Below are 17,124 nucleotides of genomic sequence, written 5' to 3' on the forward strand. Positions count from 1 at the left end.
TGAGCCATTCTAAAAGAGTGGACTTCATGTCGTTGAAAAAGTCTTTAAAATAATAGTTTTAAAGACTTTTTTGCATTAATGATGGCAAGATAATGAAGAAATACATAAAAAGCATTTTAATAAATATTATAAAGGTAAGTCTACGAAAAAATATTTATAACTCATAAAAAGACTAAATTCCAGAAAGGATATACATTTTGAAGATATTAAAAGGTTTTGCTGGTGTAAAATAGTATAAATACTTTAGAAGTTTAGAATTCCTGAAAAACTATTATCTTAAGGAAATAATAGATATGAAATTATAAAAATGCCCCGAAGATAGTCGAGGCGCTAAATGTTTTCACAACGGAATAATCCTTATTGTGAATTGCTTTTCAAAATTATTAATACAAATATAAATTAAAAATTGATTAGTTGATTTACGGAAACCCATAATTTGAATAACTTTTTTCTTTCTATTTTTATAAGACTATGAAAACTAATTGATAATTATATGAAAAATATACTCGGATTAGACTTAGGGGCAAATTCAATCGGTTGGGCTTTGGTTCAACAAGATTTTGAAACTAAGCAAGGAAAAATTCTTGGAATGGGAAGCCGGATTATTCCGATGTCTCAGGATATTTTAGGAGAATTTGGAAAAGGAAATTCTGTTTCCCAAACGGCGGAACGTACAGGTTATAGAGGGGTAAGAAGGCTGCGTGAAAGATTTCTATTACGCAGAGAAAGACTTCATCGGGTTTTGAATGTCTTAGGATTTTTGCCGGAACATTATGCTTCTCAAATAGATTTTGAAAATAGATTTGGGAAATTCAAAGAAGAATCCGAACCCAAACTGGTTTATGATGGCAGTAGATTTATTTTTGAAGACTCCTTTGAAGAAATGCTGTCAGATTTCAAAAAACATCAGCCTCATCTTTTAGAAAATAACAGAAAAATCCCTTATGACTGGACAATTTATTATCTCCGTAAGAAAGCACTTACTCAAAAAATAGAGAAGGAAGAACTGGCTTGGATTCTTTTGAATTTTAATCAAAAGCGTGGTTATTACCAATTGAGAGGCGAAGAGGAAGAAGAGAACCCTAATAAATTGGTGGAATTTTATTCTTTAAAAATTGTGGATGTTTTAGCCGATGAACCTCAAAGAGGAAAATCAGACATTTGGTATTCATTGATTTTAGAGAACGGATGGATCTATAGACGTTCGAGCAAAATCCCTTTATTTGATTGGAAAGATAAGACAAGAGATTTTATTGTAACGACTGATGTAAATGATGATGGAAGTGTCAAAACTGATAAGGAAGGAAATGAGAAAAGGAGTTTTCGTGCACCAAGTGAAAATGACTGGACGCTTGTAAAAAAGAAAACGGAACAGGAAATTGATAAATCTCATAAAACTGTCGGAACATATATTTATAATGCCCTGCTTCAAAATCCCAGACAAAAAATTAATGGAAAACTCGTTCGCACCATTGAAAGAAAATTCTATAAAGCTGAACTAAAACAAATTCTGGAAAAACAGAAAGAATTTCATGCGGAATTGCAAAATACTGATTTATATAATGACTGTATAAGAGAATTATACCGCAATAATGAGGCTCATCAGCTTACATTGAGCAAAAAAGATTTTGTTCACCTGTTTTTGGATGACATTATTTTCTACCAAAGACCTTTGAGAAGTCAGAAATCCTCTGTTTCCAACTGTACTTTAGAGTTCAGAAAATATAAAGATGAAAATGGAGTGGAACAAATACAATATTTGAAAACGATTCCAAAATCAAATCCTTATTATCAGGAATTCCGTATCTGGCAGTGGATGTTTAATTTGAATATTTACAAAAAAGATGATGATACTAATGTTACACAAGAGTTTCTGAGTAATACCAAAGACTATGAAGTTCTGTTTGATTTTTTAAATAACAGGAAGGAAGTTGATCAGAAAGCATTGCTGAAACATTTTAATTCAAATGAAAAAACACATCGTTGGAATTATGTAGAAGACAAAAAATATCCCTGCAATGAAACCAAAACAATGATTTCGACAAGGCTTGAAAAAGTTGAAAATTGTCCAGTTGATTTTCTGACAAGGGAAATAGAACAAAGTATATGGCACATTATCTATTCCGTCAATGATAAAACAGAATACGAAAAAGCATTAAGATCATTTGCTCGTAAGAAGAACTTGGATGAAGACTCATTTTTTGAAACTTTTAAAAAATTTCCTCCTTTAAAAAGTGAATATGGCTCTTTTTCAGAAAAAGCCATCAAAAAACTCTTGCCCTTGATACGTTTGGGGAAATATTGGAATTGGGAAAGTATTGATGGAGAATCTCAGGAAAGAATTGGAAAAATAATCACAGGCGAATTTGATGAAAATATCAAAGATAAAGTCAGGGAAAAAGTATTACATCTTACGCAAGAAAATCATTTTCAGGGTTTGCCATTATGGCTGTCCCAATATGCAGTTTACGGTCGTCATTCAGAAGCCTCTGTTTTAGGAAAATGGAATTCTGCAGATGATTTGGAAGGGTTTTTAAAAGAATTCAGACAACATTCACTTCGTAATCCAATTGTAGAACAGGTGATTATAGAGACTCTTCGTGTCGTGAAAGATATTTGGCTTAAATATGGGAACGGTATAAAAGACTTCTTTAGTGAAATTCATATCGAATTAGGCAGAGAGATGAAGCTTCCGGCAGAAGAAAGAGATAAAATGACACGGAAAATTTCAGAGAACGAAAATACCAATCTCCGTATCAAAGCCTTGTTAGCCGAAATGATGAATGATAATGATGTGGAAAATGTCCGTCCTTTTTCACCGATGCAACAGGAAATTCTTAAAATTTATGAGGAAGGTGTTTTAAATTCTGAAATTGAAATTGAAGATGAATATTTAAAAATCAGTAAAACAGCACAGCCGTCTTCTTCAGATTTAAAAAGGTATAAGCTTTGGCTTGAGCAGAAATATCGTTCGCCCTACACCGGAGAAATTATTCCATTGAATAAATTATTTACACCAGAATATGAAATTGAGCATATTATCCCCCAAAGCCGTTATTTCGATGATAGCTTTAACAATAAAATTATCTGCGAATCTGCGGTTAATAAATTAAAAGATAACTATATCGGACTAGGTTTTATCAAGCAATTTCATGGAGCTACAGTAGAATGTGGCTTTGGAAAAATTGTGAGGATATTTGAAATCGAAGCTTATGAAGATTTTGTAAAGAAGCATTATGCTAAAAACCGGAGTAAGAGAACTAAGCTTCTTTTAGAGGAAATTCCTGAAAAAATGATTGAGCGTCAATTAAATGACACACGACACATCAGTAAATATATTTCAGGAGTACTTTCCAATATTGTTCGGGTAGAAGATGGAACTGATGAAGGCGTAAATTCTAAAAATATTATTCCGGGAAATGGAAAGGTCACAGCACAACTGAAACAAGATTGGGGCTTGAATGATATTTGGAATGAATTAATACTTCCTCGTTTTGAAAGGATGAATCAATTGACCAATTCAAATGATTTTACAGTATGGAACGAAAATCATCAGAAGTTCCTACCTACTGTTCCTATTGAGCTTTCAAAGGGTTTCTCCAAGAAAAGGATAGATCATCGCCATCATGCCATGGATGCTTTGGTCATTGCATGTGCAACCAAAAACCATATTAACCTGCTTAATAATCAATCAGCAAAATCTGATATAAAAAGATATGATTTAAAAAGAAAGCTGATGAAGTTTGAAAAGGTAGTTTATAAACATCCTCAAACTGGCAAAAAAATGGAGAAAGAAGTTCCTAAACAGTTTTTGAAACCCTGGGATAGTTTTACTGTTGATGCTAAAAATAAATTAGAGACGATAATTGTCAGCTTTAAGCAAAATCTGCGTGTAATCAATAAAGCGACTAACCATTATGAAAAATGGGTTGAAAAGGATGGTGTTAAAACAAAAGAATCCGTAAAGCAGAAAGGGACTAACTGGGCCATACGTAAGCCGATGCATAAAGAAACTGTTTCAGGGAAAGTAGATTTACCTTGGGTTAAAGTTCCGAAAGGGAAAGTATTAACAGCTACAAGAAAGAGTTTGGATGCTTCATTTGATGTGAAAACAATCAATTCAATTACAGATACTGGAATTCAGAAGATTCTAAAGAATTATTTAGAATTTAAAGGAAGCCCTGAAGTAGCATTCTCTCCGGAAGGAATTGAAGATTTGAATAAGAATATTGAAAATTTCAATGACGGTAAACTACATCAACCCATTAATAAAATTAGAATTTTTGAATTGGGAAGTAAATTCCCTGTGGGTCAAACAGGACATAAAAAGGATAAATATGTAGAGGCAGCCAAAGGGACAAATCTTTTTTTTGCTGTATATACAGATGATAGAGGAAAAAGAAGCTATGAAACCATTCCACTAAATGAAGTTATTGAAAGACAGAAACAAGGGTTGGGTCCTGTTTCATTTAAGAATAAAGAAGATTTTTTACTTTCTCCGAATGATCTGGTCTATATCCCCTCGGGAGATGAGCTTGAAAATATGCATAGTATCGATTTTAAGAATTTAGTAAAAGAGAAGCAGAGGAACATTTACAAAGTAGTCAGTTTCTCAGGAAGTCAGATATTTTTTATTAGACAAGATGTTGCCACATCTATTGCTAACAAGACAGAATTTTCAACTTTAAATAAAATGGAACGTGCAATTGACGGATCAATGATTAAAGAGAATTGTATTAAGCTGAAAATAGATCGTCTCGGTAATATCTCAAAAGCATAATAAATGATTACCCGCTCAATCTATATAGGAAATCCGGCATATCTGAAACTCAAAGATGAGCAGATGAAAATTCTTTGTCCTGAGACGAAATCGGAAAAGGGAAGTGTTCCTGTAGAAGATTTAGGATTATTGATGTTAGATCATTTTCAAATTACAATTTCGCATAATCTAATTCAGAAAATGATGGGAAATAATGTTGTAATAATAAGTTGTGACGCCCATCATTTACCACACGGAATTATGCTGCCACTTTATGGACATACAGAACATTCAGATCGGGTAAAAGATCAATTGGATGCAAGTGAGCCACTTAAAAAACAGCTGTGGAAACAAACTATTGAATGCAAAATTGAAAATCAGAAAAATGTTTTGATGAGGTTGGGGAATTATTACGAACCAATGATTGATTATCAAAATAACGTAAAAAGTGGTGATATTACCAATATGGAAGGGATTGCAGCACAACATTACTGGAAATATCTTATTAGTCTGGATTTTTTAAGGCAGCGTTTTGGAGATTCACCGAATCAGTTTTTTAATTTCGGATATTCAGTTTTGCGAAGTATTGTTGCCAGAGCAATTGTAGAAACAGGATTGCTTCCTGTTTTAGGAATTTTTCATAAAAACAAATATAATCCTTACTGTCTTGCTGATGATCTGATGGAGCCTTATCGTCAGTTTATTGATGTGCTGGTTATGGATTGGTTAACAAAAAATTCAAATTCTGATGAGCTGACAAAAGAGTTTAAAGCTCATATATTGCGGATTGCCACAAAAGATGTAAGGATTGATAATAAAACCAGGCCATTATTGGTAGCTGTAAAAACAACAGTTACTTCACTTTATAAATGTTATACGGGAGAAAAGCGCTTAATCTCTTATCCCGAATTGATATGAATACCGAAAGGTTTAATGCGTACCGAATTATGTGGGTTTTAGTACTATATGATCTGCCAACTGAGACCAAGGCTAATATGAAGGATGCTAACCGTTTCCGGAAAGCGTTGATTGATGATGGATTTACATTATTTCAATTTTCAATGTACGTGCGCCATTGTCCGAGTCGGGAAAATGCTGAAGTTCATATCAAAAGAGTAAAATTTATGCTTCCTAAAGCCGGGAAAGTAGCCATTATGTGTATTACAGATAAACAATTTGGTGACATTGAAATTTTTTTTGCCAGAAATAAAGAAGAGCCACCACCAACCTTCCAGCAGCTGGAATTATTCTAATTTTTAAATCCTAAATATTAAATAAACCCACTGGCTAACAGTGGGTTAAATTTTGAGGCTGTGACTAATCACTAAGATAATAATTTTTGAAAGCAATTCACAACCCCCGTGCCATCTTAGGGTGGCACTTTAAAGCTGTGACTAATCACTAAGATAATAATTTTTGAAAGCAATTCACAACGTATGTTCTCTTGCAGAAGTATCCACGTGGGCTGTGACTAATCACTAAGATAATAATTTTTGAAAGCAATTCACAACGGCTGGATGCAGACGACAAAAATATTGAAAAGCTGTGACTAATCACTAAGATAATAATTTTTGAAAGCAATTCACAACAGAGGCTTTGAACCACGATAACTACAAAGTGCTGTGACTAATCACTAAGATAATAATTTTTGAAAGCAATTCACAACTGAAAAACTGTGGAGCTTTTAATCCTGGAAGCTGTGACTAATCACTAAGATAATAATTTTTGAAAGCAATTCACAACCAATTTGGGTTGCAACGGTAATTCGAGACTGCTGTGACTAATCACTAAGATAATAATTTTTGAAAGCAATTCACAACATCCGTCAAAACAAGCTCTTTTACTCCCAAGCTGTGACTAATCACTAAGATAATAATTTTTGAAAGCAATTCACAACGAGGAGTTGTGATAACAGGTCCAACTTCTGCTGTGATTAATAACTAAGATAATAATTTTTGAAATAATATATAATTAGAGGAAAATTTTGATTGGACACTTAGACAATTTCACAGAAAAATACTAGAATTGCTTTTGAAAAATAAACTTATTGACTAGTAGTTAACTAAGAAAATAAAAACCACTTGATAATCAAGTGGTTAATTAATAAATTGTAGACCCACAGGGATTCGAACCCCGACTGACGGTACCAAAAACCGGAGTGCTACCGTTACACTATAGGTCTGTTTTATTTTGGTGGCGCAAAACTATAAAAAATTATTTAACTGGAAAAATATTTTTTTAAAGGTTAATAATAAGAAAAGGCAGTGTTTATTTATAATTGTATGATTTTTAATTGAATAGACGGATGATGATTGATAAGAAATTATTTCAGGAATTGTAGTTTTTCAGCAGCTAAATAATAAAATCTTATCTTTGCAAAAAAAATTGGGCTCCAAAAGTTGGAGATACCCATTAATAATTTCATTTATTAAACATTTTTATGTCAAATATTGTCGCAATCGTTGGGCGCCCCAACGTAGGAAAATCCACACTTTTTAACCGTTTACTAGAAAGAAGAGAAGCCATCGTAGATTCTACGGCGGGTGTTACCAGAGACCGTCATTACGGGAAATCCGACTGGAACGGGGTAGATTTTACAGTTATAGATACCGGCGGATATGATGTAGGAACGGATGATATTTTTGAAGAAGAGATCCGCAAACAGGTTCAGCTGGCAATAGACGAAGCTACATCCATTATCTTTATGATGAATGTGGAAGAAGGTCTTACTGATACCGATTACGAAATTCACGAACTTCTTAGAAGATCAAACAAACCCGTTTATATCGTTATCAATAAAGTAGATTCTGCCAAGGAGGAAATAAATGCTACTGAATTCTATCAGTTAGGAATTGAAAAATATTACACTTTATCTTCAGCTACAGGTTCCGGAACAGGAGAAGTTCTGGATGATATCGTGAAAGATTTCCCTACAACAGATTACAAAGATCCTTTCGAGGGATTGCCAAAAATAACAATCGCAGGCCGTCCTAATGTTGGTAAATCCACCTTAACAAATGCTTTGCTTGATGTAGAAAGAAACATTGTAACTGATGTTGCAGGGACTACAAGAGACAGTATCCAGACCCTTTATAATAAATTCGGATACGAATTTGTTTTAGTGGATACTGCCGGAATGAGAAGAAAATCTAAAGTAAATGAAGATTTGGAATTCTATTCTGTAATGAGATCTATCCGTTCTATTGAATTTTCAGATGTTGTGATCATTATGGTGGATGCAACGCTGGGCTGGGAATCTCAGGATATGAATATTTTCGGTTTGGCACAAAAGAACAGAAAAGGAATTGTGATCGTTGTGAATAAGTGGGATCTTATTGAAGATAAGAAAACCAACACCGTTAGGGATTTTGAAAACTCAATTAAAGAGAAGATCGGTCAGTTTAGTGATATTCCAATTCTTTTTGTTTCAGCATTAACGAAGCAGAGAATATTGAAAGCTGTGGAAATGGCCATGGTTGTATACGAAGACCGTAAGAAAAAGATCAAAACTTCAAAATTAAACGAAGTAATGCTTCCTATTTTTGAGCAGACTCCGCCACCGGCCAACAAAGGGAAATATATTAAAATCAAATACTGTGTACAGCTTCCTACGCCGTCACCGCAGTTTGTGTTTTTCTGCAACCTCCCTCAGTATGTAAAAGAACCTTACAAAAGATTTACAGAAAACCAATTGAGAAAACAATTCGGATTTACCGGAGTTCCTATTGAAGTGTATTTCAGACAGAAATAAAAATAATCCCTTTTAGATTTTTCTAAGAGGGATTTTATTCATATTAAATTTAATATTTTTAATAAAAGCTTTTTCAAAACAATGAATACAATTGTATTGTCAAAACAATTTTCTTTAATAAACTCCTGGATCAATGAGCTTAGGAATATAGACATCCAGCATGACAGAATGAGGTTCCGTAGAAATATGGAACGTATCGGTGAAATTGCAGCTTTTGAGATCAGCAAAGAACTGGAATATAAAGAAGTAGAAATTCAAACGCCTTTAGATAAGATTAAAGTTCAGGAAATAGCCGTTCAGCCGGTAATCACCACTATTTTGAGAGCTGGCGTTCCTTTGTTTGAAGGGATCCTGAGTTATCTTGACAGGGCAGACTGCGGTTTCGTGGCTGCTTACAGAAAGCACGATGCTAATGATTACTTCTCTATTAAACAGGATTATCTTACCTGTCCCAATATTGAAGGACGACCATTGATCGTAGCGGATCCGATGCTGGCAACAGGGGCTTCATTAATTGAGGCTATCAAAGACCTTCTGACCAACGGAACTCCGACCCAGCTGCATATTGTTGCTGCAATAGCCTCCAGACAGGGAGTGGAAACCATCGAAAAAGCTTATCCTGATGCGAAAATATGGGTAGGAGCCATCGATGAAGGGTTGACTTCAAAAGGGTACATCACACCAGGACTTGGTGACGCCGGAGATTTGAGCTACGGTGAAAAACTTCAACGATAGATATTAAGAAAGGTTCCAGAAATCTTTCATCAGATCAAATAATAAATTGGGCCGTACTTTTTCCATAGGATGCTTGGTATCCGGAAGTATGGCCAATTTTGCATTCGGAATACTGCGGTAAGCACTGATGCTTTCCTCTATACTTACCATATTATCCTTATCCCCGGTCATGATCTGTACAGGAATACTAATTGCCCAAAGGCTGGTTTCATTCAGAGGAGGATTTTTACCTAGTGCAACCATCAGCTCTGCAATGGCAGGCAGCAGCTGTTTCCATTGTGCACCGTGCTGATTTTCCAGCTGCTCAGCATATTTTGGGACTTTCAAAAGAATAGCTTCCGGGTCAAGCATTTTACTCTCCTTTAAAGCCTGCTCTTCGGTCCAGTCGAATTTTGTACCCAACGTCATGATGGAATTGATTCTTTCAGGATATCTTAGCGCACAGCAAAGCGCTGCATAACCTCCCATACTGTGTCCAAAAATACAGACATCCCTTAAATTTTCTTTTTCTAAATAATCCTTTATTTCCTCAGTATACTTTTCAATACTGATAGCATTTTCCGGTAGTTCTGTATTTCCGTGCCCGGAAAATAAAAGTGTATGAATATTGAAATACTTTGACAGCTCCTTTTCGTAAGGCTTAAAAATATCAATGTGTCCCAGCGCTCCGTGCAGTAAAAGCAGATTTTTCATGATCAATAGTTTACCGGAAAATTAAGAAAAAGAATCGGAGGAGAAAAGTATTGAGTGGGAGAGTTATAGAGTTTTAGGGTTTGGAGGGTAAGGGTGCTGGTTTTAATAACCACGTAAATCACGGACATCCCCACCTGGAATCCTAAACTGTATTTTCCTTCCTTTAATACTCTAAACCTCTCAAACCCCTTATTACGCATCCACTGCCATCACCAAAACACTCACTTTGTTATCTCCCGCATTTAAAATCTCCCAGGCAATGGATGATACGGTGTTTCCGGTAGTAAAAACGTCATCAATTAAAAGAACGTGTTTTCCGGAAATCGGTTTCGAAAGAGAAAAAGGATTTACTGCTTCCAGGCGGTGTTTCTTATCTTTTAAAGCCTGTGCTTTTGAATAGTGATTTCTTTCAATCAATTCATGGTCGAATGGGATCTGATAAAATCCGGACAAAGTCTCAGTAAATAAATGCAGCTGGTTGTAGCCTCTTTCTCTTAATTTTTTGGGATGAAGTGGGACAGGTACTAAAATATCAGGTTTTTCATCTTTGAAGTCCAGACGTTCCACAGTCCATTCGGCAAGAGTTTTACCCGCATTTTCCCTGCTTTTATATTTCAGCTCATGGATAAGTTTCCTACTTAGTCCATTTTCCTCAAACTTCATCAGTCCATAAGTATTTTCAACTGGAAACAGGAGCCTGCATTTTTCTTTGATGATATTTTCACTGAAATAATCAAAATGAGTAAAATGAATTTGCTCAAAACATAAGCTGCAGACTAAAAGATCTGCATCTATGATCCGGCTGCATTCAATACATCGGTTAGGAAAAAATAAATCTAATATCATTTGTGTGTTATTTTAAAATAAGAAGTTAGAAACTAGAGATTAGAAGTTAGATTTCAAAGTTTTAATTTTTCAACTATCAACTATCAACTATCAACTATCAACTGTTTCCTGATCTTCTCAATTGCATTCTTCATACTCAGGTTAAAGTGCTCCTTTTCCAGCCGGACCGGCGGTGCCTGCCTCACTTCACAATCCGGAATACTGCAGGATTCGCAGGTAACGCCTACATTGATTGTTTTTAAAGTCGGAGATTTTATAAAACCGATCTTTTTTATAGTTTGTGTATTTAATAAAATTCCCAGGCAGTAGCTTCTGTTGCTTCCGTCTGAAAAAGGATTTTTCTGTGACGTTGAAATAACAAGATAACTGACCCCCTGATCTTTGTAATGCGAGATCTGGGCATCCGTAAGCGTTTCATTTTCCTTCAAATGATGCAGGTTTTTTACAGCGATCCATCTTCGGCAGTAATGTTCATTCGTAGCATTGGCATGAGGAGCCTGCTGGTGGTTGAGGTGAAGTTCCTTTAAGATCTGGATCTTGTCCGAATCTTTTTTCTTGACCAGGCACAGATAAAACAAATCCTTAATACCCAACTCAGAAGAAAGCAGATTGGTAAGCCTGTAATAAAAAGTTTCAGGAGAATCTGTAAAGCTTTCGATCAGTTCCTCAAAACTTGTCGGTTCCCAGGTATGCTGAAGAAGAAATTCGGTGGTTTTTCCAATAGTCTGCTCTTTAGGGATCAATAAAGCTCCGGCGAAATATGAAGCGTAAAAATTGTTCAGAATTTCCTCAAAACTCCCGAAATCCAACCATGAATAAGTGTTTGGACGGATTTTTAATTCCAGGACATTGAATCCTATTTCCTTAGCCAGAATAAACGTTCTTTGATCTTTCTCTAGTTTCCGGTTCAAAAGAAGAAGCTTTTGTTCAGGAATAAAGAGAGAACGCAGGTTATCCAGAGTGCCGAACTGTTCAAAATCTTCAGACCTTATGTTGTAATTAAATTTTTCAGTAAGAATGCTTTCCAAAACAGAAGATCTCAGGTCTTTACTGATATCCAGTCCGTTTTTCATGATGAATTCCATCGCTTTTTCCTCAATTTCCGGGAAATAATTATCGTAAAGTTCCTGGAAAGACCTGAGTACAGCAAAATAAAAACGCTCCTTACCCAAATTGTAATTCTGGGAGATCTCAATCAATGCATTGATAAAAGCAGTAACTTTTTTGGGGGCATCGCTGATAATGCTGATCAGGTTGTTTTTACTGATGCCAAAAAGGTCCAGTGGTACTTCCTTGAAAAAATCCGATTGAAGGATCTCATTAAAAGGAGCTAAGCTTTTATCCAGCTTGGTAGAAACCAGTTCATCAAAAGTAGATCCCAATGATTCTGAAAGCTGGATGATTTTATCGTGCTTCGGATACTTCTTTCCGTTTTCAATTTCGTTTAAATAAGATTTAGACAGTCCTGTCTTTACAGCAAGATCCTGCAGAGACCAGTTTTTCTTTTGTCTCAGCTGCTTCAGCTTCAATCCGAACACGGTTTTGATAAAATCACTTTCTGAATTCATAATCAAATATAGAAAAATGAATGCGATTATTCGCATAATAATTTTTTAAAATAATTAGCGAACGTTCGCTGATTGTGAATATTTTTATTTATGTTTGTAATGTCAAATCACAAAATCAACAGGTTATGGAAACAGAAACTCAATTAAAAATAAAAGCCCAGAAGCAGTTTGGGGAAATTTTCACTCCGGAATTGACGGATTTTCTGGTAGCTCTACATCAGAATTTTAACCCAAAAAGATTGACGCTTTTAGAAGAAAGAAAAAAAACACAGCAGTTTTTTGATTTGGGAAATCTTCCCGCATTTTTACTTGAAACTGAAGAAATCAGAAACGGTAACTGGAGCTGTGCGCCACTTCCAGCCGATCTCTTGGACAGAAGAGTAGAGATCACAGGACCTGTAGACCGGAAAATGATCATCAATGCATTAAATTCCGGGGCATCAACTTTTATGGCTGACTTTGAAGACAGCAATTCGCCAACCTGGGAAAACTGCATTCAGGGACAGATTAATCTTTCAGATGCAGTGCAGCGGAAGATAGATTTTACTGCTGAAAATGGAAAGTCTTATCAGCTTAATGAAAAAACAGCTGTTCTTCAGGTGCGGCCAAGAGGACTGCATCTTCCGGAAAAACATATCGAGATCAATGGCGAAGAAGCATCCGGCTCACTGACAGATTTTGGTATTTACTTTTTTTCTAACGCTGAACACTTGTTAAAAAACGGAAGTGGTCCCTATTTCTACCTTCCGAAATTAGAACATTACAAAGAAGCCCGATGGTGGAATGAAGTTTTTGTTTTTGCCCAAAATTACATGGGAATTCCCGAAGGAACTATTAAAGCTACCGTTTTAATCGAAACGATCACAGCTTCCTTTCAGATCGATGAAATTTTATTTGAATTAAAGGAACACAGCGCAGGACTGAACTGCGGAAGATGGGATTATATTTTTTCATTCATCAAAAAATTCAGAAACCTTCCCGAATTTATGGTTCCGGACAGAGATCAGGTAACAATGGCTTCTCCGTTTATGAGTGCTTATTCAAAAAGAGTGATCGAGATTTGCCATAAAAGAAACGTTCATGCTATCGGAGGAATGGCTGCACAGATTCCTGTAAAAGATAATTATGAAGCCAACAGTATTGCTTTTGAAAAAGTGCGGAATGACAAAAAACGTGAGGTGAAGAACGGTCATGATGGAACCTGGGTGGCACATCCGGCTTTAGTATCTGTTGCAAAAGATGTTTTTGACCAGTATATGCCGGAAGAAAATCAGATTGATAAAAAATTTGAATATCATATCAAAGAAACGGATCTGCTGGAAGTTCCACAAGGTGAAATTACCGAAAAAGGGGTACGAAAAAACATCAATGTAGGCATTCTTTACCTTGAAAGCTGGCTGATGGGCACCGGTGCAGCTGCCATTTACAATCTGATGGAAGATGCTGCCACTGCTGAGATCTCAAGGACACAAATCTGGCAATGGCTGAAAAACGAAGCCAAGCTGAACAATGGTCTTGCCCTGACCCGTGAAATGATCCTTCAATGGGAAGCTGAAGAAATAGAACATATCGAAAAATATGTAGGCGAACAGCGTTTCAAAAACGGAAAATTCAATTTAGCCAAAGAACTTTTCAATGAACTGATATTCTCAGAACAATTTGAAGAATTCCTGACTCTGAAAGCATACCCGTTTATTGAGTGAAAGGAGTTTTGCGTGGGAGAGTCTTAGAGTAGGAGTGTGGGAGAGTTTTGGGTGTAAGAGAATTGACATGTGAAAAACTGAAAGATTCTATTGCACTGAAATAATCTACTCATATCCATATCTCATAAACTTATAACCCAACCTACTCTAAAACTCTCCAACTCTCAAACGCCCTCACCCTCAAACTTAAATCTATAAACAATAAATCCAAATATTATGAAAACAAGACAAGAACAAATCCAGGCTCTAGAACAGGACTGGCTGAGCAATCCCCGCTGGAACGGTGTAAAAAGAACCTATACGGCTGAAGAAGTACTGAAGCTTCGCGGCTCTTATACCATTGAGTATACCATTGCGACAGAAATGTCCAAAAAATTCTGGGAGAAACTGAATAACCAGGATTATGTAGCCGGGTTGGGTGCCCTAACAGGAAATCAGGCGGTTCAGGAAGTTGATGCAGGGCTGGAAGCGATATACCTTTCGGGCTGGCAGGTGGCTGCAGATGCGAATCTTTCCGGGGAAATGTATCCCGACCAGTCATTGTATCCTGCTAATTCGGTGCCTTCTGTGGTTAAGAAGATTAATAATGCTTTATTAAGAGCAGATCAGATACAGTCGGTAAGCGGGAACGGAGATAAAGAGTATTTAGTTCCAATTATTGCAGATGCAGAAGCAGGATTCGGTGGAAATCTGAATGCTTTTGAGCTGATGAAGCAGATGATCGAGGCCGGAGCAGCGGCAGTTCATTTTGAAGACCAGCTTTCTTCGGCAAAGAAATGCGGACATCTGGGAGGCAAGGTTCTGGTTCCTACCCAGGAAGCCATTAATAAACTGGTAGCGGCCCGTTTGGCTTCGGATGTTTTGGGCGTACCAAGTATTATTATCGCAAGAACTGATGCAGATGCAGCAGATCTTCTGACTTCGGATATTGATGACAGAGATAAAAAATTTGTAACCGGAGAAAGAACTTCCGAAGGCTTCTATGTGGTAAACAATGGAGTAGAACAGGGAATCGACCGTGGCCTTTCTTATGCACCTTATGCTGACCTGATCTGGATGGAAACCTCTAATCCTGATCTGGAACAGGCAAGAAAATTCGCAGAAGGAATCCATGCTCAGTTTCCGGGAAAAATGCTGGCGTACAACTGTTCACCGTCATTCAACTGGGCTGCAAGGCTTAGTGTGGAAGAAATGGCCAATTTCCGTGAGGAGCTTGCTAAAATGGGCTATAAATTCCAGTTCATCACGCTGGCAGGTTTCCATGCGTTGAATACCGCAATGTTTGAGCTTGCTTTGGCTTATAAAGAAAGAGGAATGGCAGGTTATTCCGAACTTCAGGAGCGGGAGTTTGCTCTTCAGCAGAAAGGATTCCGAGCGGTAAAACACCAGTCATTTGTAGGAACCGGTTATTTTGATGAGGTTCAGAATGTGGTAACTAACGGTTCTTCGGCAACAGTAGCCATGAAAGACTCTACGGAAACAGCACAGTTCCATTGATCATTTCCATATTAAAATAAATTTTTCAGAGGTGAAACCTTCTCAGTTTTGAGAAGGTTTTCGTTTCATTAAGGATAAAAAACTTAAAGTCCATATATTTGATTATTAATGAAGCCGAAAAAAAATGAATTTAATATACCAAAAACAGATTCAGGTAACGGAAGAACATATAGACCGGAATAACCATGTCAACAATGTGCAGTATGTGCACTGGGTAGAAGAAATAGCTGGTGAACACTGGGAAAAAGTAAAGGAAAAGACAGAGTATCCGGAAGATATATGGATGCTTGTTGATCATCATATCCAATACAAAAAGCAGGTTTACCTTGGAGATGTGATCACCGTTAAAACCTATCCGAAAGCTCCGGAAGGAATCCGGCAGCCCAGAAAAGTCGAATTCTACTGCAACGATCAGCTTGTTGTTGATTCAAGTACCCTTTGGGTCCTGGTTGATTCGAAAACTCAAAAGATTAAAAGACTGGAAATCGACTGGCTGGATAAGTTACGGTAAACGCTTGTCCTTAGGGCTCATTACATTATATTTTTCTTTCAGTTTAGTACAACTATAATTTATATTTTGTAAAATTTATAATACGACATGCTTTGTCGCTTTGGAGAAATACCTTTGTTTTTATAAGACTAGCATTATAAAAAACACAGATAAGTGATATGAGCTATATTAAATCTCAGTAATGAGATTTGTATGTGCGTTAAAAAATGTTAAATTTGCAAAATTATACGAACTAATATACACAAATAGATGAGAAAACTCTACATGAGTGCATTTACGATGTGCACAATCCTGGGTCTGTCGGCCCAGGAAGTATTATGGCAAAAAGACATCAAATCCTCTACGCAGGATTTTCTAAGCCAGGTGACCACAACCATAGATCAACAGTATCTGATCACGGGAAGCTCAATTCAATCCAACCCTTCAATAAGCTCAGAGACCTCAAACCAGAAACAAAATAACGGCTACGATTTCCATCTGGTAAAGTTAAACCAGCAAGGAGAAGAAGTTTGGGAAAAATACATTTCAGGAAATAACCACGACTATCTTTCCGCAACCGTTTCTACACAAGATGGTGGATTTTTGATTTCTGGTACCTCATATTCTGGAAAAAATAAAGATAAGAAAGATGAATCAAAAGGAGGTTCAGATATTTGGCTGATACGGCTCAATGAATTCGGAGATGAACTCTGGCAGAAAACTTTAGGATCAGCATCGGATGAAGAAGCAAGATCAGTTATTCAGACCACAGATTTAGGATTCTTTGTAGCTGGGAATGTTCAGAATTCAGCTAAAGGTTATGGTTCCAAAGATATTTTGATTGTAAAACTCGATAAAGATGGAAAAGAGCTCTCTCATTCTATTTTAGGAGGAAAAGGATTAGATGAAGTGGAGAAAATGATTCCTACCAAAGACGGCGGAGCTTTGCTAGGCATCTATTCCAGAAGTGCTACAGGTGGCTCAAAGAAAACCGAAAATTTTGGTGAAGGAGATTACTGGGTGATCAAGCTTGATAAAACAGGAAAAACAGAATGGGAAAAGAGTTTTGGGGGCAAAGCAGA

At 36.4% G+C, this 17,124-nt stretch carries 11 protein-coding genes, 1 tRNA gene, 1 pseudogene and 1 CRISPR repeat array; of the genes and pseudogenes, 9 read left to right on the plus strand and 4 right to left on the minus strand.

All coding sequences use genetic code 11. The annotated features are described in order from the left end of the window. Positions 1-493 precede the first annotated feature (493 nt). Genes cas9 through cas2 form a run of 3 tightly spaced genes read left to right on the plus strand, consistent with a single transcriptional unit; the run spans position 494 to position 6,012 of the window. A complete protein-coding gene (gene cas9, locus ACTJIV_RS16030; protein ID WP_440628628.1) occupies positions 494-4,780 on the plus strand; it encodes a type II CRISPR RNA-guided endonuclease Cas9 in 4,287 nt (1,428 codons plus the stop codon). Positions 4,781-4,783: 3 nt separating this feature from the next. Further along, positions 4,784-5,677, plus strand: a complete 894-nt coding sequence (gene cas1 / locus ACTJIV_RS16035; protein WP_440628630.1) for a type II CRISPR-associated endonuclease Cas1 — start codon at positions 4,784-4,786, stop codon at positions 5,675-5,677. After that, a complete protein-coding gene (gene cas2 / locus ACTJIV_RS16040) occupies positions 5,674-6,012 on the plus strand; it encodes a CRISPR-associated endonuclease Cas2 (protein WP_223560140.1) in 339 nt (112 codons plus the stop codon). The genes cas1 and cas2 overlap by 4 nt, the downstream gene beginning before the upstream one ends. 57 nt (positions 6,013-6,069) lie before the next feature. After that, positions 6,070-6,656: a CRISPR direct-repeat array (repeat unit 47 nt; unit sequence GCTGTGACTAATCACTAAGATAATAATTTTTGAAAGCAATTCACAAC). 214 nt (positions 6,657-6,870) lie between these two features. Here cas2 and ACTJIV_RS16045 read toward each other — a convergent pair. Continuing rightward, positions 6,871-6,941 (minus strand) — tRNA-Gln (locus ACTJIV_RS16045). A gap of 258 nt (positions 6,942-7,199) precedes the next feature. On the opposite strand from ACTJIV_RS16045, the gene der reads away from it, so the two are divergent. Both der and upp read left to right on the plus strand, forming a co-directional pair. After that, positions 7,200-8,510 (plus strand): ribosome biogenesis GTPase Der, encoded by a 1,311-nt coding sequence (gene der / locus ACTJIV_RS16050; RefSeq protein WP_111961019.1) that lies wholly within the window; start codon positions 7,200-7,202, stop codon positions 8,508-8,510. Between the two features lie 81 nt (positions 8,511-8,591). Then, positions 8,592-9,245, plus strand: coding sequence for a uracil phosphoribosyltransferase (gene upp, locus ACTJIV_RS16055; protein ID WP_223560119.1), 654 nt, complete (start codon positions 8,592-8,594; stop codon positions 9,243-9,245). A gap of 3 nt (positions 9,246-9,248) precedes the next feature. Here upp and ACTJIV_RS16060 read toward each other — a convergent pair whose 3' ends face one another. The 3 genes from ACTJIV_RS16060 to ACTJIV_RS16070 form a co-directional block, all read right to left on the minus strand. After that, on the minus strand, positions 9,249-9,938 hold the full coding sequence (locus ACTJIV_RS16060; protein WP_111961017.1) for an alpha/beta fold hydrolase: 690 nt from the start codon (positions 9,936-9,938) through the stop codon (positions 9,249-9,251). A 192-nt stretch (positions 9,939-10,130) separates the two neighbouring features. Continuing rightward, the gene (locus ACTJIV_RS16065) at positions 10,131-10,784 is read right to left on the minus strand and encodes a ComF family protein (protein ID WP_440628634.1); all 654 of its coding nucleotides are present in this window, start codon (positions 10,782-10,784) and stop codon (positions 10,131-10,133) included. 83 nt (positions 10,785-10,867) lie between these two features. Further along, positions 10,868-12,352, minus strand: a complete 1,485-nt coding sequence (locus tag ACTJIV_RS16070) for a helix-turn-helix domain-containing protein (protein WP_223560116.1) — start codon at positions 12,350-12,352, stop codon at positions 10,868-10,870. A gap of 125 nt (positions 12,353-12,477) precedes the next feature. On the opposite strand from ACTJIV_RS16070, the gene aceB reads away from it, so the two are divergent. From aceB to ACTJIV_RS16090, 4 genes and pseudogenes are all read left to right on the plus strand, one after another. Beyond that, complete coding sequence (gene aceB / locus ACTJIV_RS16075; protein WP_336378926.1) at positions 12,478-14,055, plus strand: malate synthase A; 1,578 nt, start codon at positions 12,478-12,480, stop codon at positions 14,053-14,055. Between the two features lie 216 nt (positions 14,056-14,271). Beyond that, entirely contained in the window at positions 14,272-15,552 is a 1,281-nt protein-coding gene (gene aceA, locus ACTJIV_RS16080; RefSeq protein ID WP_440628637.1) for an isocitrate lyase, read from the plus strand. Between the two features lie 124 nt (positions 15,553-15,676). After that, complete coding sequence (locus tag ACTJIV_RS16085; RefSeq protein WP_111961029.1) at positions 15,677-16,063, plus strand: acyl-CoA thioesterase; 387 nt, start codon at positions 15,677-15,679, stop codon at positions 16,061-16,063. A gap of 249 nt (positions 16,064-16,312) precedes the next feature. Next, positions 16,313-17,124, plus strand: a pseudogene (locus tag ACTJIV_RS16090) (T9SS type A sorting domain-containing protein); the annotation flags it as partial.

Source organism: Chryseobacterium sp. 22532, from assembly GCF_052044665.1.
Classification (GTDB): Bacteria; Bacteroidota; Bacteroidia; order Flavobacteriales; family Weeksellaceae; genus Chryseobacterium; species Chryseobacterium lathyri.

Bases quoted from the DNA above. Each gene is read 5' to 3' on its own strand.
- ACTJIV_RS16070 (WP_223560116.1), bottom strand. From the start codon at position 12,352: ATGAATTCAGAAAGTGATTTTATCAAAACCGTGTTCGGATTGAAGCTG.
- ACTJIV_RS16065 (WP_440628634.1), bottom strand. From the start codon at position 10,784: ATGATATTAGATTTATTTTTTCCTAACCGATGTATTGAATGCAGCCGG.
- aceA (WP_440628637.1), top strand. From the start codon at position 14,272: ATGAAAACAAGACAAGAACAAATCCAGGCTCTAGAACAGGACTGGCTG.
- der (WP_111961019.1), top strand. From the start codon at position 7,200: ATGTCAAATATTGTCGCAATCGTTGGGCGCCCCAACGTAGGAAAATCC.
- ACTJIV_RS16060 (WP_111961017.1), bottom strand. From the start codon at position 9,938: ATGAAAAATCTGCTTTTACTGCACGGAGCGCTGGGACACATTGATATT.
- upp (WP_223560119.1), top strand. From the start codon at position 8,592: ATGAATACAATTGTATTGTCAAAACAATTTTCTTTAATAAACTCCTGG.
- ACTJIV_RS16085 (WP_111961029.1), top strand. From the start codon at position 15,677: ATGAATTTAATATACCAAAAACAGATTCAGGTAACGGAAGAACATATA.
- aceB (WP_336378926.1), top strand. From the start codon at position 12,478: ATGGAAACAGAAACTCAATTAAAAATAAAAGCCCAGAAGCAGTTTGGG.
- cas2 (WP_223560140.1), top strand. From the start codon at position 5,674: ATGAATACCGAAAGGTTTAATGCGTACCGAATTATGTGGGTTTTAGTA.
- cas9 (WP_440628628.1), top strand. From the start codon at position 494: ATGAAAAATATACTCGGATTAGACTTAGGGGCAAATTCAATCGGTTGG.
- cas1 (WP_440628630.1), top strand. From the start codon at position 4,784: ATGATTACCCGCTCAATCTATATAGGAAATCCGGCATATCTGAAACTC.